The organism is Streptomyces sp. NBC_00335, assembly GCF_036127095.1.
Taxonomy (GTDB): domain Bacteria; phylum Actinomycetota; class Actinomycetes; order Streptomycetales; family Streptomycetaceae; genus Streptomyces.
The window spans coordinates 3,936,315-3,955,124 of sequence record NZ_CP108006.1; the positions used below are offsets into that span (position 1 = coordinate 3,936,315).

Annotated in this window: 18 protein-coding genes; 5 read left to right on the forward strand and 13 right to left on the reverse strand. The window is 71.9% G+C overall.

All coding sequences use genetic code 11. The features are described 5' to 3' along the window. Positions 1 to 12: 12 nt before the first annotated feature. Positions 13 to 180: a hypothetical protein gene (locus OHA37_RS17530; protein ID WP_266906264.1), complete on the reverse strand. Its 168-nt coding sequence runs from the start codon at positions 178 to 180 to the stop codon at positions 13 to 15. A 111-nt stretch (positions 181 to 291) separates the two neighbouring features. Between OHA37_RS17530 and OHA37_RS17535 the strand changes: the two genes are divergently transcribed. Continuing rightward, entirely contained in the window at positions 292 to 2,112 is a 1,821-nt protein-coding gene (locus tag OHA37_RS17535; RefSeq protein ID WP_443046180.1) for a prolyl oligopeptidase family serine peptidase, read from the forward strand. A gap of 55 nt (positions 2,113 to 2,167) precedes the next feature. Next, positions 2,168 to 3,031 (forward strand): SURF1 family protein, encoded by an 864-nt coding sequence (locus OHA37_RS17540; protein ID WP_266906268.1) that lies wholly within the window; start codon positions 2,168 to 2,170, stop codon positions 3,029 to 3,031. A 4-nt stretch (positions 3,032 to 3,035) separates the two neighbouring features. Here OHA37_RS17540 and OHA37_RS17545 read toward each other — a convergent pair whose 3' ends face one another. From OHA37_RS17545 to OHA37_RS17575, 7 genes are all read right to left on the reverse strand, one after another. Further along, positions 3,036 to 4,424 (reverse strand): hypothetical protein, encoded by a 1,389-nt coding sequence (locus tag OHA37_RS17545; RefSeq protein WP_266906269.1) that lies wholly within the window; start codon positions 4,422 to 4,424, stop codon positions 3,036 to 3,038. Next, positions 4,421 to 5,155 (reverse strand): SigE family RNA polymerase sigma factor, encoded by a 735-nt coding sequence (locus OHA37_RS17550; RefSeq protein ID WP_266912886.1) that lies wholly within the window; start codon positions 5,153 to 5,155, stop codon positions 4,421 to 4,423. The genes OHA37_RS17545 and OHA37_RS17550 overlap by 4 nt, the downstream gene beginning before the upstream one ends. A gap of 240 nt (positions 5,156 to 5,395) precedes the next feature. Continuing rightward, on the reverse strand, positions 5,396 to 6,490 hold the full coding sequence (locus OHA37_RS17555; RefSeq protein ID WP_266906271.1) for an aspartate-semialdehyde dehydrogenase: 1,095 nt from the start codon (positions 6,488 to 6,490) through the stop codon (positions 5,396 to 5,398). Then, the gene (locus tag OHA37_RS17560) at positions 6,487 to 7,764 is read right to left on the reverse strand and encodes an aspartate kinase (RefSeq protein WP_266906273.1); all 1,278 of its coding nucleotides are present in this window, start codon (positions 7,762 to 7,764) and stop codon (positions 6,487 to 6,489) included. The genes OHA37_RS17555 and OHA37_RS17560 overlap by 4 nt, the downstream gene beginning before the upstream one ends. Before the next feature lie 121 nt (positions 7,765 to 7,885). Further along, a complete protein-coding gene (locus tag OHA37_RS17565) occupies positions 7,886 to 8,533 on the reverse strand; it encodes a DUF5063 domain-containing protein (RefSeq protein ID WP_266906275.1) in 648 nt (215 codons plus the stop codon). Next, on the reverse strand, positions 8,526 to 9,125 hold the full coding sequence (gene recR / locus OHA37_RS17570; RefSeq protein WP_243330636.1) for a recombination mediator RecR: 600 nt from the start codon (positions 9,123 to 9,125) through the stop codon (positions 8,526 to 8,528). Before recR ends, OHA37_RS17565 begins: the two co-directional genes overlap by 8 nt. A gap of 65 nt (positions 9,126 to 9,190) precedes the next feature. Continuing rightward, a complete protein-coding gene (locus OHA37_RS17575; protein ID WP_250744897.1) occupies positions 9,191 to 9,535 on the reverse strand; it encodes a YbaB/EbfC family nucleoid-associated protein in 345 nt (114 codons plus the stop codon). Between the two features lie 268 nt (positions 9,536 to 9,803). Between OHA37_RS17575 and OHA37_RS17580 the strand changes: the two genes are divergently transcribed. Continuing rightward, positions 9,804 to 10,529, forward strand: a complete 726-nt coding sequence (locus OHA37_RS17580) for an SLATT domain-containing protein (protein WP_266906291.1) — start codon at positions 9,804 to 9,806, stop codon at positions 10,527 to 10,529. A 57-nt stretch (positions 10,530 to 10,586) separates the two neighbouring features. Here the strand turns inward: OHA37_RS17580 and OHA37_RS17585 are convergent, their stop codons facing one another. The 4 genes from OHA37_RS17585 to OHA37_RS17600 all read right to left on the reverse strand — a co-directional run bounded on the left by OHA37_RS17585 (position 10,587) and on the right by OHA37_RS17600 (position 16,199). Continuing rightward, a complete protein-coding gene (locus OHA37_RS17585) occupies positions 10,587 to 11,237 on the reverse strand; it encodes a hypothetical protein (RefSeq protein WP_243330640.1) in 651 nt (216 codons plus the stop codon). A gap of 109 nt (positions 11,238 to 11,346) precedes the next feature. Further along, entirely contained in the window at positions 11,347 to 13,872 is a 2,526-nt protein-coding gene (locus tag OHA37_RS17590) for a glycosyltransferase family 2 protein (RefSeq protein ID WP_266906293.1), read from the reverse strand. Continuing rightward, a complete protein-coding gene (locus OHA37_RS17595) occupies positions 13,869 to 14,549 on the reverse strand; it encodes a GntR family transcriptional regulator (protein WP_266906295.1) in 681 nt (226 codons plus the stop codon). The genes OHA37_RS17590 and OHA37_RS17595 overlap by 4 nt, the downstream gene beginning before the upstream one ends. Positions 14,550 to 14,846: 297 nt before the next feature. Then, on the reverse strand, positions 14,847 to 16,199 hold the full coding sequence (locus tag OHA37_RS17600) for an aspartate aminotransferase family protein (RefSeq protein ID WP_266906297.1): 1,353 nt from the start codon (positions 16,197 to 16,199) through the stop codon (positions 14,847 to 14,849). A 241-nt stretch (positions 16,200 to 16,440) separates the two neighbouring features. Here OHA37_RS17600 and OHA37_RS17605 point away from each other — a divergent pair, with 241 nt between their 5' ends. After that, positions 16,441 to 17,067, forward strand: coding sequence for a type 1 glutamine amidotransferase family protein (locus OHA37_RS17605; protein ID WP_266906299.1), 627 nt, complete (start codon positions 16,441 to 16,443; stop codon positions 17,065 to 17,067). Further along, positions 17,060 to 17,632, forward strand: coding sequence for a MarR family winged helix-turn-helix transcriptional regulator (locus OHA37_RS17610; protein ID WP_266906301.1), 573 nt, complete (start codon positions 17,060 to 17,062; stop codon positions 17,630 to 17,632). Before OHA37_RS17605 ends, OHA37_RS17610 begins: the two co-directional genes overlap by 8 nt. On the opposite strand, the gene OHA37_RS17615 is transcribed toward OHA37_RS17610, so the two are convergent. Then, positions 17,629 to 18,612, reverse strand: a complete 984-nt coding sequence (locus tag OHA37_RS17615) for an IS481 family transposase (RefSeq protein ID WP_266901552.1) — start codon at positions 18,610 to 18,612, stop codon at positions 17,629 to 17,631. The two genes, OHA37_RS17610 and OHA37_RS17615, sit on opposite strands and share 4 nt — an antisense overlap. Between the last annotated feature and the right edge of the window lie 198 nt (positions 18,613 to 18,810).

An 18,810-nucleotide genomic window follows, 5' to 3' on the forward strand; every position in this document is an offset into this window, starting at 1 on the left:
TCAGCCTACGGCTCAACCCCGCTTCGCCTGGGCCTTCTGCTGCATGCCCCGGGTCTTCGCGGAGACCGACTGCACATCGCGCACGGCGGCCTTGGCGCGCGCCTCGGCCGCCGTGTTCTTCGCCATCGCACGCTCTGAATCATGGTGGGACGGCTTGCCGGTACGCGCCTTCTTCGCCATGACCGTCACTCCTCCACGCAGCCTCGTACGCTGGACCGCGTACCCAAACCACCCTGCGCCCGTTCGGCCCCATCGGCATCTCGGGGGCCGGGCCGCGGCCGATCCGGTTACATGGGGTGCATGACTGACGCCACCGCCGACACGAACGCCGCCGCCGTGCCCGACTGGGAGAAGCGCTTCCGGGCCCCGCGCGTGGGACTGCCCGAATGGGCCGAGGACGCGCCCGACCGCTCGCTCTTCGTCTCCAACGCCACCGGGACCTACGAGCTGTACGCCTGGGACCGCGCCACCGGCGCCCAGCGGCAGGCCACCGACCGGCCCAACGGGACCACCGACGGCACCCTCTCCCCCGACGGCGAATGGGTCTGGTGGTTCTCCGACACCGACGGCGACGAGTTCGGCACCTGGGTCCGCCAGCCCTTCGCGGGCGGCCCCGACGAGCCGGCCACCCCCGGGCTGGAGGCCTCGTACCCCGCCGGGCTGGCCATCGGACGGGACGGGACGGCCGTCGTGGGGCGCTCCACCGACGAGGACGGGACCACGATCCACGTGGTCCGGCCCGACGGATCCGAGCCGGCCGTCGTCTACCGGCACCGCGAGTCGGCCGGCGTCGGCGACCTGTCCCGGGACGGGACCCTGCTCGCCGTCGAGCACACCGAGCACGGCGACGCGATGCACTCGGCCCTGCGCGTGATCACCCTGGACGGCGAAGCGGTCGCCGAGCTGGACGACTCCAAGGGCGGCACCGAGGAGCTGGGCCTCATGGTGCTCGGCTTCGCGCCCGTCGAGGGAGACACCCGGCTGCTCGTCGGCCACCAGCGGCGCGGCCGGTGGGAGCCGATGGTGTGGGACGTGGCCGCGGGCACCGAGGAAGGGCTGGCCGTCGACCTGCCGGGCGACGTCGGCGCCGAGTGGTACCCCGACGGGTCCGCGCTGCTGATCGAGCACGGCTACGAGGCGCGCAGCGAGCTCTTCCGCTACGACCTGGCCGCGCGGGAGCTCGTACGGCTGGACACGCCTCCGGGGACGGTGTCGGGTGCGACGGCGCGGCCCGACGGGTCGGTGGAGTACCAGTGGTCCTCCGCGGCCGAGCCCTCCGTCATCCGGTCGACCGCGGGCGGGGTCGTGCTCGACCCTCCCGGTTTCCGGCCGCCGGGCTCCGTACCGGTCGAGGACGTGTGGGTGGAAGGGCCGGGCGGGCGGATCCACGCCCTCGCCCAGCGGCCCGCCGGCCACGGCGAGGGCCCCTTCCCCACCATCTTCGAGATCCACGGCGGGCCCACCTGGCACGACAGCGACGCCTTCGCCGCGACCCCGGCGGCCTGGCTCGACCACGGTTTCGCGGTCGTCCGGGTCAACTACCGCGGTTCGACCGGCTACGGACGCGAGTGGACCGACGCCCTCAAGCACCGGGTCGGCCTGATCGAGCTGGAGGACGTCGAAGCCGTACGGGAATGGGCGGTGGACTCCGGGCTCGCGGACCCGGCGCGCCTGGTGCTGTCCGGCGGTTCCTGGGGCGGCTACCTGACCCTGCTGGGCCTCGGTACTCACCCGGACGCCTGGGCGGTGGGGCTGGCGGCCGTACCGGTCGCCGACTACGTGACGGCGTACCACGACGAGATGGAGGCGCTGAAGTCCCTGGACCGCACCCTCTTCGGCGGCACCCCGGAGGAGGTCCCGGAGCGCTTCGAGGCCTCCTCGCCGCTGACCTACGTGGACGCGGTGAAGGCGCCCGTGCACATCGCGGCGGGGCTCAACGACCCGCGCTGCCCCATCAAGCAGATCGAGAACTACGTCGACCGGCTGGTGGCGCGCGGGGCGGAGCACGAGGTGTACCGCTACGACGCCGGGCACGGCTCGCTCGTCGTCGAGGAGCGGATCAAGCAGGTCCGGATGGAGATCGACTTCGTGCTGAAGCACCTGCCGCGGTAGGCCCGCGACGGGCCCCGGCACCGGCGATCCGGTGCACCCCCCGTACGGTGGTGGGGTGCACCGGTTTCTCCTGACCCCGCGCTGGTGGGGGATCAACGTCTTCGTCGCGCTCGGCGTTCCCTTCTGCCTGTTCATGGGGAGCTGGCAGCTCGGCCGGTTCGAGGACCGCGTCGACACCCACAAGGAGGCGACCAGCGCACGCCCCGCCGAACAGGCGGCCGCGCCGCTGGACTCGCTGCTCCCGGTGGACAAGCGGACCTCCGGACGGCTCGCCTCCGTCTCCGGGGAGTACGCCGACCAGCTGCTCGTCCCCGAACGGCGGCTCGACGGGAAGTCCGGCTTCTACGTCCTGACCCTGCTCAGGACCGACACGGGCAAGGCCGTACCCGTGGTCCGCGGGTGGCTGCCCGGAGCGGCCGACGCGGGCCGGGCCCCTGCCCCGCCGGCCGGCCGGGTCGAGGTGACGGGCGCGCTCCAGGCCTCGGAGAACTCCACCAGCAAGGGCGTCTACTCCGCGGGCGGACTGCCGGCCGGGCAGCTCGGCGTCATCGGGGCCGCCTCGCTCGTCAACATCGTGCCGTACGGCCTGTACGACGCCTGGCTGACCGTGCAGACGCCCGCCGACGGGATGACCCCGGTACCGGCGCGGGCTCCGGCCAACACCGGGCTCGACCTCAAGGCCTTCCAGAACCTCGGCTACACCGGCGAGTGGTTCGTCTTCGCCGCGTTCGTGCTCTTCATGTGGTTCCGGCTGTACCGGCGCGAGGTGGAGACCCTGCGCGATGCGGAGGCGGGCCTCCTCACCGAGACCGGGACCGAGACCGGGACCGGGACCGAGACCGAGACCGAGTCCGGGACTGCGGCCGCGTCCGAGACCCCGTCGGGCGAGCCGGCCCAGGCCGGGGCCGGCTCGGCGTAGCGGCCTACCTGTTCGGGATGACGCCCGTCCGGTAGACCGTTCCCCCGCACGCCTCGGCGATGGTCAGCTGCGTCGTCGGGCCGTCCGGACCGAGCGTGTTGGGCGTGTGGGCCACCAGGGCACCGAGCGGCGGAGTCTGGGCCTGGCCGGTGCCCGCCTCGGCGCCCGGGGCGCCCTCCGACGAGTTGGCGTCCCCGGACCCGCCCGCGGCGGGGCAGCCGCCCTCCGGCGGCACCCATGCGAAGCGGACCTCGTAGGTCGCGTTCGGCGCGAGCACCAACCGCAAGGTCTCCACCGACGGGTCGGGCAGCAGCCCGGTCGCCGGATCGCCCGTGACGTGGTTGACGACGGTCACCGCGGCCCCGCCCTCGAACGCCGGGCCCGCCGCCAAGCTCTCCGGGCCGCGGACGGTACAGCTGCGCGAGGACACGTTGGTGACCTTGAAACTGCCGTAGATCTTGCCGCCGGCCGACGGGGCCCGGGTGCTGCCCGCCACGCCGACCTGGCTCTGGGTGCAGTTGGGCACGTCCGAGGACGCGGGCGGGGGGACCGCACCGCCACCGACGCTGCCGCTGGTGCCGGGCAGGGGGGAGGGGGCGCCGGGCGGGGTGATGTCCGCCCCGCCGGCGCTCGGGAAGCCGCCCGGCGGGGTCGGCGAGGAGCTGGCGCCGCCGTCCTGCGCGTCCTTGTCCTTGTCCTTGTCCTTGTCGGAGGACCGCTTGGGCTTCGGACGGGAGCCGGAGCCGTTCTGGTGCAGGCCGGACCCGTCCTTCGAGTTCCCGCCCTGCTGGCCGTGGCCCGCCATGGTGGAACGGTCGGAGCTCCCGCCCGCACCGGAGAACATCTGCAGGCCCACCGGGACCGAGCCGCCCAGCACCACCACGGCCGCCGCCGCGGCGACGAGGATCCGCCGGTTGCGGACCCGGCGCGCGGGGACCGCGTGCCGCAGCCGCTCCAGCGCGCCACCGGAGGGCTCCAGCCCCCCGACGGCCCCGCGCAGCAGATCGCGCAGCACGTCCTCCTCGCCCGCGGGTTCGGAGGCCAGGGTCTTGACGAGGGCGAGCTTGGCGACGGCGGGCTCCGCCTTGGCGGGCTCGGCAGTGGTGAGCTCGGCAGCGGTGGGCTCGGACTTGGCAGGCTCGGCACCAGTGGGCTCCGCCGTGGCGGGCTCGGTGCCGCCGGCTTCCGCACCGGCGGCCGGCTCGGCGCCGCCCGGCTCGGAACCGGCGGACGCGGCCGTACCGGCCGTACCGGCCTTACCGGGCTCGTCCGCCGTACCCGGCTTGCCGCGCAGGAGCTCCATCAGGGCCTCCGGGCCCCCGGAGGCGGATCCGCCCGACAGGCCGGGCAGCGCCTGGGCCTCGTCCTCGTTCGTCTTGCGGTCCTCGTTCATGCTTGCGCAGCCTCCATCGCCACCCGCAGCGCGGCAATGCCCCGCGATCCGTACGCCTTGACCGAACCGAGTGATATGCCGAGGGTCTCGGAGACCTGGACTTCCGTCATGTCCGCGAAGTAGCGCAACGACAGCACCTCGCGCTGGCGTCGCTGGAGACCGCGCATCGCCTTGATGAGATCGTCCCGTTCCAGCAGGTCGTACGCGCCTTCCTCGGCGCTCGCCATGTCCGGCATCGGCTTCGACAGAAGCTTCAGGCCGAGGATGCGGCGGCGCAGGGCGGAGCGCGAGAGGTTGACGACGGTCTGGCGCAGGTAGGCCAGCGTCTTTTCCCGGTCGCGGACCCTGTTGCGGGCCGAGTGGACGCGGATGAAGGCCTCCTGGACGACGTCCTCGCAGGAGGCGGTGTCGTCGAGGAGCAGTGCGGCGAGGCCCAGGAGCGAGCGGTAGTGGGCCTGGTAGGTCTCCGTCAGGTGGTCGACGGTGGTCCCCGCGACGACCTCGACGACCTCGGCGATCTCGGCGGCCTGAGCCACCTCGGCCGTCGCGGCCACCTGGGACGCCTGCGTGCCACCGGTGTCCTCCGCGCTGTCGCGCGGCCCCGGCACGCGGCCGTCCTTGGCCGGGGACGGGCGGACGCCGGACGCTGCGGGCACCCCGGGCAGCAGGGGGGCGCCGGACGTCTTGGCGGCGGGCGGTACGGGAACGATCACCGGGAACCCACCGGGCATGCGGGATCGCAGGCGCAACGGGACCGGGATCGTCCCGGTGCGCGCCGATATGACGGGGAGTTCCAGCAATGCTTCTGCCACGCCAGTTGGACACGCGTGCCCCCGTCAGGGTTGTACGCGCACGGCAGATTCATCGGCGGGATTCTCATCGTCTTCTTGCGTAGCCGCACACCCGGACGCGCGTCGTCGTACGACGTCAGCCGTCGGGCCATCCACTCGATCAAGGGATTAACGATGATCCTACAAAGTGAAAGAGCCAAAATCAGCCGCGATGAGCTCCGCAGTTTGTGTGGCATTGAGCGCAGCACCCTGCCGGAGGTTGTCCGCGCAGACGAAGAACTCCAGCGACCGCGGGTCGTCCAGAGAGCGCCGCACCCGCCCCACCCAGGCCGGATCCGTTCCCGCGGCGTCCGAAGGGGTCGGGAACTCCCCCGCGGCCGGGTCGTCCACGAGGACCACCCCGGGCGCCGATTCCAGGATCTCCCGGGCGTGCGCCGCCTCGACGGCTCCCTCGAACCGGGCCCGTACGGTCAGCGAGTGGCCGGTCAGTACGGGTACCTGTACGCAGGTCACGGACACCGGCAGCTCCGCCAGGTCCAGGATCCGGCGCACTTGCGCCCGTACGGCCAGCTCGTGCGAGGACCAGCCGTCCTCGCGCAGCTCCCCCGACCACGGCACCACGTTGAGCACGAGCGGACCCGCGAAGGGCCCGGTGTCCTCGCCCACGGCCCGGCGCACGTCCCCGGGGTGCTCCCCCAGGGAGCTGCCGGCGACGAGGGACAGCTGACGGCGCAGTGCCTCCGAGCCGGCCCGGCCGGCGGCGCTCGCGGCCTGGTAGGTGGAGACGGCCAGCTCGGCCAGTGCGTACTCGGCGTGCAGCGCGCCCAGCGCCGCCATCATCGCGGCGGTCACGCAGTCGGGCCCGGCGACGATCCCGCGCGGCCGGATCCGTACCGCGTGCCCGTTCACCTCGGGCACCACGAGCGGTACGTCGGGGTCCTCGCGGAAGGCCGCGGACTGGTCCACCACGACGGCCCCGCGCGCGGTGACGCGGGGAGCCCACCGGGCCGAGACCTCGGCCGGGGTCAGGAAGAGCGCGATGTCGCCCTCCCCGAGGCCGTCGAAGGCGTCTTCGGTGAGGGCGAGCACCTCGGTCTCCGTGCCGCGCACGGTCAGCCGGCGGCCGGCCGAGCGCGAGGAGGCGATCAGGCGTACGTCGCCCCAGACGTCGGCCCGCTGGGACAGCATCTGGAGCAGGACGGAGCCGACGGCTCCGGTCGCCCCGACCACGGCGAGTGCCGGAGCCGGGGCGGACCGGGCCGCCGCCGTGATCAACGTCCCGTGCCTCCGTAGACGACGGCTTCGTCGCCGCTGTCGTTGTCGAGTCCGAAGGCCGTGTGCACGGCGCGGACGGCCTCGTTGACGTCGTCCTGGCGGGTCACGACCGAGATGCGGATCTCCGAGGTGGAGATGAGCTCGATGTTGACGCCCGCGTCGGACAGCGCCTGGAAGAACGAGGCGGTGACGCCCGGGTTGGTCTTCATGCCCGCGCCGACCAGGGAGATCTTGCCGATCTGGTCGTCGTAGCGCAGGGACTCGAAGCCGATGGTGCCCTTCGCCTTCTCCAGGGCGTCGATGGCCTTGTGGCCCTCGGCCTTGGGGAGGGTGAAGGAGATGTCCGTCAGGCCCGTGGAGGCGGCGGACACGTTCTGCACGATCATGTCGATGTTGATCTCGGCGTCCGCGATGGCGCGGAAGATGGCCGCGGCCTCACCCGGCTTGTCCGGGACGCCGACGACCGTGATCTTGGCTTCGGAGACGTCGTGAGCGACTCCGGAGATGATGGCGTGCTCCACCGGCTCGTCCCCTTGCGGATTCTCGTTGCTGACCCAGGTGCCCGGCAGTCCCGAGAAGGACGAGCGGACGTGGATCGGGATGTTGTAGCGGCGCGCGTACTCGACGCAGCGGTGCAGCAGCACCTTGGAGCCGGAGGCCGCGAGCTCCAGCATGTCCTCGGAGTTGATCCAGTCGATCTTCTTGGCCTTCTTCACGACGCGGGGGTCCGCGGTGAAGACGCCGTCGACGTCGGTGTAGATCTCGCAGACCTCGGCGTCCAGCGCCGCGGCGAGCGCGACGGCGGTCGTGTCCGAGCCGCCCCGGCCGAGGGTGGTGATGTCCTTGCTGTCCGCCGACACGCCCTGGAAGCCGGCGACGATGGCGATGTTGCCCTCGTCCAGCGCGGTGCGGATTCGGCCCGGCGTGACATCGATGATGCGCGCTTTGTTGTGGACCGAGTCGGTGATGACGCCTGCCTGGCTGCCGGTGAACGACTGGGCCTCGTGGCCCAGGTTTTTGATCGCCATGGCCAGCAGGGCCATGGAGATCCGCTCTCCGGCGGTCAGCAGCATGTCGAATTCGCGCCCGGCAGGCATCGGGGACACCTGCTCGGCGAGATCGATCAGCTCGTCCGTCGTGTCGCCCATCGCGGAAACCACGACGACCACTTGGTGGCCGTTCTTCTTGGCATCCACGATCCGCTTGGCAACACGCTTGATGCCTTCGGCATCGGCTACGGAGGAGCCTCCGTACTTCTGCACGACAAGGCCCACGTGCGCTCCTCGCTCAGTCCGTCTCATTGCTGGTGCAGTCTAACGAGCGGCCGCAATACGACCGCCTCGTACCACATCATGAGACGAAAAGATCACCGTAAACGTTCCCCGACCGGGGCGTTTACTTCCGGCCGAGTCCGCCGAGCTCCTCGGCCATGACCTGCCCGGCCTGCTCCGCGAGGTCCTCCTCCGTGATGTCCTCGTCCGTGTCCAGCCCGTCCAGGGCGGCCAGCGGCTGGTCCAGGCGGACGTGCGCGATCAGTGACTGGAGGGCGCGCAGCGTGGCCGATGCCGTCGGTCCCCAGTTGGTGAAGTACGAGAACTGCCACCACCACAGCGCCTCGGTGATCCGGCCCGACTGGTGGTGGATGAGCCCGTGCCGCAGGTCGGCGACCACGTCCGCCAGGTCGTCGGAGATCCGGTGCGGGACCGGGGCCTTGCGCGGCTCGTAGGGGTCGAAGACCTCCGAGTAGACGTCGACCGGCTCCAGCATCACCGCGAACCGCTCGCGCAGGTCGTCCACGTCCGGCTCCGGGCCCAGGTCGGGCTCGTAGCGCTCGTCGGGCAGCACGTCCTGGTAGGCACCGAGCCGGCCGCCCGCCAGCAGCAGCTGGGACACCTCCAGGAGGAGGAAGGGCACCGCGCTGTCCGGGTCCTCGCCCTTGGCCACCTCGGTGACCGCGACGATGAAGGACTCGATCTGATCCGCGATCGAAGCCGCGAAATCGTCCGGATCCTGTCCCAGGGCGTGCAGCGTTGCGTCAGACATCGAGAAGTCGCCTTCCTTCAAAGGCCCGCCCGAGCGTGACCTCGTCCGCGTACTCCAGATCTCCCCCTACGGGGAGCCCGCTGGCCAGGCGGGTGACCTTGAGGCCCATGGGCTTCATCATGCGGGCGAGGTAGGTGGCGGTCGCCTCGCCTTCCAGATTCGGGTCGGTCGCGATGATCAGCTCGGTGACCGAACCGTCCGCGAGCCGCGCCAGCAGCTCCCGGATGCGCAGATCGTCCGGGCCGACGCCCTCGATCGGGCTGATCGCGCCGCCGAGGACGTGGTACCGGCCCCGGAACTCGCGGGTCCGCTCGATCGCGACGACGTCCTTCGACTCCTCGACCACACAGATGACCGTCAGATCGCGGCGCGGATCGCGGCAGATGTTGCACCGCTCCTCCTGCGCCACGTTCCCGCACACCGCACAGAACCGGACCTTGTCCTTGACCTCCAGCAGCGCGTGCGCGAGGCGGCGGACATCGGTGGGCTCGGCCTGCAGGATGTGGAAGGCGATCCGCTGCGCGCTCTTGGGCCCGACGCCGGGCAGCCTGCCCAGTTCGTCGATCAGGTCCTGGACCACGCCTTCGTACAACGGACTGCCTTCTTTCGGTTCTGAAGTTCGTAACGGGGCCGGCTACCGGGTCCCGGAGGTCGGATCTAGAAGGGCAGGCCGGGGATGCCGCTGCCGCCGCCCAGGCCCTGCGCCAGCGGGCCCAGCTTCTGCTGCTGGAGCGCCTGCGCGTTCTCGTTGGCCGCCTGGACCGCCGCGACCACCAGGTCCGCGAGCGTCTCGGTGTCCTCGGGGTCCACGGCCTTGGGGTCGATCACCAGCGCGCGCAGTTCACCGGAACCGGTGACGGTCGCCTTCACCAGGCCGCCGCCGGCCTGGCCCTCGACCTCGGTGCGCGCCAGCTCGTCCTGCGCCACGGCGAGGTCCTGCTGCATCTTCTGGGCCTGCTGGAGCAGCTGCTGCATGTCGGGCATGCCACCACCGGGAATCACAGGTCACTCACTCCGTAGCGTCGGGCCAAGCACCGGCGGCTTGGTCAATCCGAGCCTACGTGCTCCCCGGGCGCCGCGCCCTACGCCGTGAGGACCAACTCTTTCGAGTGAGAGACGGGGCGTACGCGTACCTGATGGCGCCCTCCTTGCGGGCGGAAATCCCGGGAATCGGCGCCCACCCCGTGTCATTCGAAGGTAGGAAGAGCATGCGCACCATTGCGCACACGCGCACCACCACACGTTCAGCGCAGGCAGAGGGAGTGCCCGGGTGAGTCAGCCGGAGATGCAGCCCGAGGGGCCACCCCGGGATCCCGCTGAGGACGGCGACCTTACCGGCCGGCCGTTCCCTCTCGGGGACTGGGGCGAGCCCGCCGAGCGGCTCGACGAGCTCTACCGGCGGGTCGAGGCCGACGCGCTGCGCACCGCCGAGTGGTACCTGTCGGACCGGGCGTGGAAGCGCCGGGGAGCCCGGATCCTGCGGATCGGGGCCGCCGCCGGCGCGGTCACCGGCGCCGCGATGCCGCTGCTGGAGCTGACCGGCTCGGTGTCCGGGGCGGCTTCGTATGGCTATCTCGCGCTGCTCCTGGGCGCGGCCTGCCTGGGCTGCGACCGGTTCTTCGGCCTGACCTCGGGCTGGATGCGGGACGTGGCGACGGCGCAGGCCGTGCAGCGGCGACTGCAGACCCTGCAGTTCGACTGGGCCACGGAGAACGTGCGCGAGATCCTGGGCCCGACCGAGGGCACCGCCAGCGAGGCCGCGGAGCGATGTCTGACCGTGCTGCGCCGGTTCTCCGAGGACGTGACCGAGCTCGTGCGGTCGGAGACCGCGGAGTGGATGGTCGAGTTCAGCTCGGGCCCCGCCCCGCTGGTCATGCAGTCCCTGGGCGCGGGCGGATCCCGCTCGGACGCGTACGTCCCGCCGGCCCGCTTCCCGCTCCCCCCGGGCACCCGCCCGAACATGCCCCGTCAGCGGCCGCCGGAGCAGCCGCGCTGACGGGGTGGGGCCGGCTCCGCGTCGCGGCGGCGCCGGCCCCACCCCGTACGGCCCGCGTCAGCTGAAGATGATCATCGAGCCTTGGCCGAGGCTCCGGGTCGCGGCCGCGTGCAGGCCCAGCCATACGTGCCGCTCCCGCGCGAAGGGGCTGTCGTCGTACGGGATCGGCCCGGCGGGCTCCTCCAGCGACGTCGGCCGCCCCGGGGGCGCCGGAGCCAGCGGCGGGTTCAGGGGGTCTATCCCGATCGCGGGAGCCACCAGTGCCAGCTCGCGCAGGAGCCCCTGCGCGGACCCCAGCGGCCCGCCTCCGGCCAGCAGCTCCTCGTTGGCCAGCGGGTAGGCGAAGTCGACGGGGACGTAGGCCCCCGCGTGGTCGTAGTGCCACACCAGGTGCGACTGCTGCGCCGTCGGCTCGAACATCTCCAGCAGTTGCTCGTAGTCCCCGCCCAGCTCGTCCACCGGTGTCACCGGCAGTCCGCAGATCTGGAGCAGGTACGCCCGCCGCAGGAAGTGCAGGGCGTCGTAGTCGAAACCGGCCACCGGGGCGACGTCCCCGGAAAGCCCCGGCATGTACGCGAACACCGGCACGGACGGCAGTCCGGCCTCGCCCAGCGCCTTGTCGTACGAGGCGATCTCTTCCGCGAAGGGGTTGTCGGGGCTGTGGCACAGCACGTCGACAAGGGGGACCAGCCACAGGTCACAGGCCACTCGGCCTCCGATCAGTCGTTGTCGCCGATCGGGCCAGCGTAGTGCGCCGGACACGCTCAGCGAAGGGGTGAGCAGAACCTGGGGGACGAGAACCGCGCCGGATCCGGGCCTACGGCTCCCCCGGGCCCACCCTCCAGACCCATACGTCGCGCACCTGCTCCGGCTCCCGGCCCAGCAGCCCGGTGATCAGGCCCCGCAGCTCCCCGTCCCGGTCCTGGAAGGGCAGGACGACCGCGCCGGCCTTCCAGAACTCCAGGTCCTGGCGGGCCTGCGTCCGCCAGCCGGCGTCGACCTCGGGCGGCTGCGCGCCGTAGCGGACGTCGCGCAGGAGGTTCGAGAGGTGCCGCGGGGTGGCCCCGTAGATGCCGATCCGATCGGGTCCCCACGGGCCGTTGAAGTAGCCGCCGGCCAGGCGGAAGCCGAAGTCCGCCTCGACCTGCCAGTGCAGCGCGTCCGCCTGGCCCGGGTCCGGCAGCGGTACCGGAACGAGTGCCTCCCCGTCCTTGACGTAGCCCTTCCAGTCCCCGGAGGTGATGAAGGCGGGCACCGGCGCGCGGTCCCGTACGGTCAGCGGCAGCGGCAGGACCGGGATCAGCGCGGCCGCCGCACCCAGCAGGCCCAGCGTGCGCAGCTCCCGCTCGGGCAGCCGGATGATCCGGTCGAGCGCGAGGGCGAGCAGGATGCCCAGGATGGGGGCGCACACCATCGCCACGCGCCCCTCGATCACCGACTCGAAGAGCGGCAGCTTGATCATCAGGCGCCAGGGGCCCGGCAGCACGATCTCGGTACGGGGTACGGGCACCCACGGTCCGAGGGACAGCAGGAGCGCGGTGAAGCCGGTGAGCGCGAGGGCCCGTACGGCCTTGCTCCGCCACAGCCACACGCACACGACGACGCCGAAGGCGAGCAGGGGCCAGCCGTAGAAGGCGTTCTGCTCGGTGGTGTTCAGGGAGAGCTTCCCGGCCGTCTCGGGGTCGCCGAACAGGGAGCGGGAGGCGTACTCGATGAGGGCGCGCGGGCTGTTCCCGGCGTTGTCCCCGTGCAGGACCGAGTGGTAGCTCTGCGGGCCGAAGAACTGCCAGTACAGCGGTACGGCCACCAGCGGCAGGCACACCGCCAGCGCCACGACCAGACCGGAGCCCAGCGGCCGCGCGGCGGCGAGGGCGCGGCGGGGGGCGACCAGGAGGTAGGCCAGGCAGAAGACCAGCATGCCGAGCGCGGCGATGAGCAGCGGCTCCTCGCCGATGAAGATCTGGTACGTCGCGAAGAGCCCGAGCAGTACCCCGTCACGCGTCACACTGCGGCCTGCGCGGGGGCCTTCGCGGTGGCCTTCGCACAGGCGCAGGGCCCGGTCGATGATCAGCGGGATCATGAAGAGGACGACGAAGTTCGGATGGCCGTTGGCGTGCGAGACCATCGGCGGCGCGAAGGCGGCGAGCGCCCCGCCCGCGGCGGCCGCCCAGCGGCTGCGCACGAAGCGGCACCGGATCAGCCAGTACCAGGTCCAGGCGCTGGCGGCCATGCCGAGCGTGAGGACCAGCGCGAAGGTGACGGTCTCGCCGAAGAGCAGCGTGACCGGGATCAGCGGGACGTTCAGGCCGAGCATCGTGGCGTTGGCCATCAGGTTCACGCCGTCGGGCATGCCCTGGGAGAGGGTGAAGAGCGGGTTGCGGAGGTGGGTGATGTTGTCGGTGGTGACGCCGACGAACCACTCCCACTGGTTCTGGTCCTGGAGCGCGTCCGCGAGGTAGGCGCCGTCGAGGTCCGTCCACAGGCCCTGGAAGACGTAGAGGGAGAGCAGGAGGAAGGCGCCGGCCACGGTGAGGCCGCCGGCGTTGAGGCGGAACAGGTCGCCGAGGGCGCGGCGGCGGTCGGGGCGCGGGGCCGGGGTCGGGGCCGGGGTCGGGGCGTTCCGGGTGCGGCCGCGGTGCACGGGAAGCTCGACCTCCGCCACGGGCCAGCCCTGGCGGCGGACCCAGCGCAGGACCTCGGCGTCGATGGCCGGTCCGTCGAGGGTGGAGGCGCCGAAGGCTGCGCGGGCCCGGTCGCCGTCGAAGAGGGCGAAGGCGCAGGTGTCGGCGCGGAATCCCGGTATGCCGGGGATGCCGAGCGTGCGGACCAGGCGGCTGCGGGAGCGGCCGAGGACCACGGCGGGGGGTGCGTCGTCGTGCGTGCCCGGGTCCGGGGCCGGGTTCAGGTCCGCTCCCGCGTTCGCGTCCAGGACTTCTTCGAGGCGGGCCAGTTCTTCGAGCGGGGTGCTGAGGGCGGCGTCGGTGAGGAGCACCCGCTCGCCCGTGGAGGCGAGCACCCCGGCGCGGAGGGCTGCGCCCTTGCCGCTGCCGGCGCTGTAGTCGCCGTCGCCGTCGCCGTCGGGGCGGATCAGCCGGATCCGGGGTTCCGCGGCGGCGGCCGGCGTCGGGGCAACCGCGTCGCCGGTGACCACGATGAGTTCCCAGGCCCCGGGACCCGTGCCGCAGTGGGCGTCGAGGTGCTCGCGCAGGGCGGTGAGGTTCTGCTCCGGGACGGGAGCCGGGATGACCACGGACAGTCCGACGGCGCCGAGCCAGCGCTCACCGGCGGGGGTCGTGGGGGCCTGCTTCTCCTGGCCGGCGCTCACGGCGCTCTCGCCGCTCACGCGCCGCCCGCCTTCAGGCCCGCGGCCCAGTCGAGACCGTGCTGGTTGTACGCGTGCACGAGGCGTCGTACCTCCTCGGCGTCCGCGCGGGTCACCGCGTCCATCAGTTCGTTGTGGCCGGCCCACAGGTCGGAGCGCAGGTCCGGCTCCGCTTTCAGGTAGGGCACGGAGAACACCCAGCACTGCACCCGGATCCGGTGCAGGAATTCGGAGATGTAGATGTTGCCGACCAGCCCGCTCAGCTCCCTCCAGAAGCGCAGGTCGTAGCCGATCAGCACGTCGAGCGAGCCGTTCAGCGCTGCCCGCCGCGCCTCCTCCGCCCGGCGGCGCACCGAGACGAGCCGTTCCCCGGAGCCGGGGGCGGTGCCGCGTTCCACGAGCCTGCGGAAGATGCCTTCCACGATCAACGTACGAGCCTCGATCATGCCCCGGAAATCGTCCACGGTGAAGACTCGGACGCGGAAGCCGCGGTGCTGGACGGAGTCGAGCAGGCCCTGCGCGGAGAGATCGACGAGGGCCTCGCGGACGGGGGTCGCGGAGACTTCGTACTGCTCGGCGATCTGTTTGACGGTGAACTCGCTCCCGGCCGCCAGGCGCCCCGCGAGCACCTCGTCACGCAGCGCGTCCGCGATCTGCTGGCGAAGTGTGTTGCGGGTGACAGCGCCGCTGCCTGGCATAGGGGTCCGTCTCCATCTGTGGGCTTCGGACACCTTAGGCCAGGCAGCGCGGCCGAAACCGATCGGTTTGTGGCCGCTATGTGGATTTAGTGCCCGTTATGCGGACGGGCCGCGTTTCCCTTCTTGATCATTTGACCCTGCGCGGGTCCCTCCCAGAGCACCCGCGCAGGGTCGTCCTCGCTGCTCGGAGCCTGTTCGGGGGCTGTGCGCGGCCCGCCCGGGCCCCGCCCCCGACCTCGGTTCCGGGGGCGCCGGTCAGGCTCGCTCAAGCCCCTGCAAGCGTCGACGAGGCCTCGGTCAGGCCGAAACGTGCCGGTCGGCGACGGTCAGCGCGTCGTCCAGCAGGGCCAGGCCCTCCTTGGCGTCCGCTTCCGTGATGTTGCACGGGGGGACGACGTGGGTGCGGTTCATGTTGACGAACGGCCACAGCCCGGACGCCTTGCAGGCCGCGGCGAACTCGGCCATCGGCGCGTTGTCGGCGCCCGCGGCGTTGTAGGGAACGAGCGGCTCGCGCGTCTCCTTGTCCCGTACGAGCTCCAGGGCCCAGAAGGTGCCGAGGCCGCGGACCTCCCCGACCGAGGGGTGGCGCTCCGCGAGGTCGGCGAGAGCCGGGCCGATCACGTTCTCGCCGAGGTGGGCGGAGTGCTCGACGATGCCCTCCTCGTCCATGGCGTTCATCGTCGCGACGGCGGCGGCGCAGGCGAGGGGGTGACCGGAGTAGGTCAGCCCGCCCGGGTAGGGGCGCGTGGCGAAGGTCTCGGCGATCGCGCCGGAGATCGCGACGCCGCCGAGCGGGACGTAGCCGCTGTTGACGCCCTTGGCGAAGGTGATCAGGTCGGGGGTGACGTCGAAGTGCTCGGCGGCGAACCACTTGCCGGTCCGGCCGAATCCCGACATGACCTCGTCCAGGATGAAGACGATCCCGTAGCGGTCGCAGAGCTCGCGCACGCCGGCCAGGTAGCCGGGCGGCGGGGTCATGATCCCGGCCGTGCCGGGGACCGACTCCAGGATGATCGCGGCGATCGTCGCCGGGCCCTCGAAGGCGATGGTGTCGGCGAGGTGGGTGAGGGCGCGCGCGCACTCCTCGGCCTCGGTGGTCGCGTGGAAGGGCGAGCGGTAGAGGAACGGTCCCCAGAAGTGCACGACGCCGGCGGCGGCCGTGTCGGAGGGCCAGCGGCGCGGGTCGCCGGTCAGGTTGATCGCGGCGGAGGTGGCGCCGTGGTACGAGCGGTAGGTGGACATCACCTTCTGCCGGCCGGTGTGCAGCCGGGCCATGCGGACGGCGTTCTCCACGGCCTCGGCGCCGCCGTTGGTGAAGAAGATCTTGTCGAGGTCGCCGGGGGTCCGCTGCGCGATGAGGCGTGCGGCCTCGGAGCGGACGTCGACGGCGAAACCGGGGGCCAGGGTGCAGAGCCTGGCGGCCTGCTCCTGGATCGCGGCGACGACCTTGGGGTGTTGGTGGCCGATGTTGGTGTTGACCAGCTGGGAGGCGAAGTCGAGGTAGCGCTTGCCGTCGTAGTCCCAGAAGTGCGACCCCTCGGCTTTGGCCACGGCGAGCGGGTCGATCAGGGCCTGGGCGGACCAGGAGTGGAAGACGTGGGCGCGGTCGGCGGCCTTGACGGTGGCGCCCGAGGTGACGTGAGGGGTCATGGCCGCAACCGTAGAAGTGTGCAGGTGGGGAGGGATATCGGCGGTCTGTATGCGGGTGGGGGGCGGGTCTCGGCAGTCTGTCTGGGGAGGGATTGACAGCAAGCTGTCATGATGGCAGCCTACTGTCATAGAGGGAACGCGAACGGACACGACATGAGCGAGCGGCACGGGTCGGGGCAAGTCCGGTCTGGTTCGGTTCGGTTCGGCATCAGACGCACGGCGACACTGGAGGGCGAGCACGATGAGCGAGACCCGGACGAAGACGGTCCACGTGGCGGTGTACGACACCTACGCCGACTGGGAGACGGGCCACACCACCGCACACCTCACCCAGCACGGCTACGAGGTCCGCACGGTCGGCGTCACCGCCGGACGCCCCGTCACCACGATGGGCGGCCTCCGCATCCAGCCCGACCTGGCCCTGGCGGACCTGCGCCCCGAGGAGTCCGCGCTCCTCATCCTGACCGGCGCCGGACTGTGGGACACGGGCGACGAGCTGGTGCGCTTCGCGGCGAAGGCCGGGGAGTTCCTGGCGGCGGGCGTCCCGGTCGCCGCGATCTGCGGAGCCACGGCCGGCCTGGCCCGCGCCGGAGTCCTGGACGGACGTACGCACACCAGCGCGGCCCCCTTCTACCTCGGCGGCCAGCCGGGCTACGGCGGCGCCGAGCACTACGTCGAGGCCGACGCGGTCACCGACGGCGACCTGATCACGGCGGGCCCCACGGAACCGGTGGCGTTCGCCCGCGAGGTCTTCGCCCGACTCGGGGTGTACGAGCCGCACGTGCTCGACGCCTGGTACCGCCTGTTCCACGACTCGGACGCGAGCGCGTACCCGGTCCTGATGGCGGCGGACCCGAACCATGCCTGACCGGCCCCAGACCCGGCGCGGGGATGCGGAGCCCGCCGCGGAGCCCCCGGAGGCCGGCGGCGCGGCTCCCGCGGCGCGCGGCAGGGGGCCGCGGGAGAACTCCCGCCGCACCAGCCAGGACCTCCTGAGCCGCACCGCCCTCGGGGTGTTCCGGCTCAACGGCCAGTTCCTCTCCGTATCGGAGGAGCTGGCCCGCCCGGCAGGGCTGACCGCAGCCTGGTGGCAGGTGCTGGGAGCCGTACTCCGCGAACCGCTGCCCGTCGCCGGCATCGCCCGGGCCATGGGCATCACCCGGCAGAGCGTGCAGCGCATCGCCGATCTGCTGGCCGCCAAGGGCCTCGCCGAGTACGTCCCGAACCCGGCCCACCGCCGGGCGAAGCTGCTGCGCCCCACGGATGCCGGCCGGGCCGCCGTCGCCAGGATCGGCCCGGGGCACGCGGCCCTGGCCACCCGTCTCGCGGAGGCCCTCGGCGAAGACGGCTTCGCCGAAACGGTACGGGTCCTGGAGCGCTTGTCGGCCGCGCTGGACGCTCTGCCGGCGCCGGTCGACGTGCCGGCCGGTTAGGTGTATTGACCCGCAGGGTTGTTGACTCGGGTGATGGGTGGGTGTCCGCCCAGTGCGGTGTGGCTGCGGTGGTGGTTGTAGGTGTGGAGGAAGTCTGCCAGGGCCGCTGTCCGTTCCTGGTTGGAGGTGTAGGGCCGTAGGTAGGCCCATTCGTCCAGGAGGGTGCGGTTGAAGCGTTCGACTTTCCCGTTGGTTTGTGGCCGGTAGGGCCTGGTCTTCTTGTGGGCGATGCCGGCCGCGGCCAGGGCCTGGGTGAACAGCTTCGACTTGTAGCAGGAGCCGTTGTCGGTCAGGACGCGTTCGACGGTGATGCCGTGGCGGGTGAAGAAGACGTTCGCCCGTTGCCAGAACCCGGCGGCGGTTTCCTTGCGTTCGTCGGTGAGGACTTCGCTGTAGGCCAGACGGGAGTGGTCGTCGACCGCGGAATGGACGTAGGAGTAGCCGATCACTGGCGTGGAGCTTCTGCGCTCGGTGGTGCTGCTCTGGCGGTTTCGGTCGCCTGCCGTCCGGCCGACCGTGCGCCAGCCGCCACCGTCCGGGATGTTCCCGAGTTTCTTGATGTCGACGTGGATGAGTTCGCCCGGGTGCTCGCGTTCGTAGCGGCGGATCGGCTGCCCGGTGGGCCGGTCCAGCCAGGCCAGGCGGCCCAAACCGTGGCGGGTCAGGATCCGGTGCACGGTCGAGGCGGGCAGCCCCAGGATCGGGCCGATCCGGGCAGGGCCGAGCTTTCGGGTTCTGCGCAGGTCACAGACCCGGGCTTCGACCGCTGCGGTCGTGCGGTGCGGTGTTGTGCGCGGCCGGCTGGATCGGTCGTGCAGGCCCGCTTCGCCCTCGGTCCGCCATCGGCGGACCCACTTGTGGGCGGTGGCCCGCGAGATACCCATCTCGGCCGCGACGTGCGCGACGGGGCGGCCCGAGCGGACTCGTTCGACCAGCAGGCGCCTACCGAAGACGGTCAGCCGGGCATTACGGTGGGACACGAAGACCTCCGTCGTGCAATGGGTTCCTAGACAGCTCCCACCACACCGGAGGTCTTCGCCATGTTCAAGACCTCGGCAGTGTCAACAACGCTCGTGATCAATACAGTTAGGCCGTCTCTTTCGGATCGTGCCGGATCCGTGGTGGGGTCGGTCCCGGCGGGGTTGGTCCAGCCGGGGTCGGTCGCGGCGGGGGCGGTC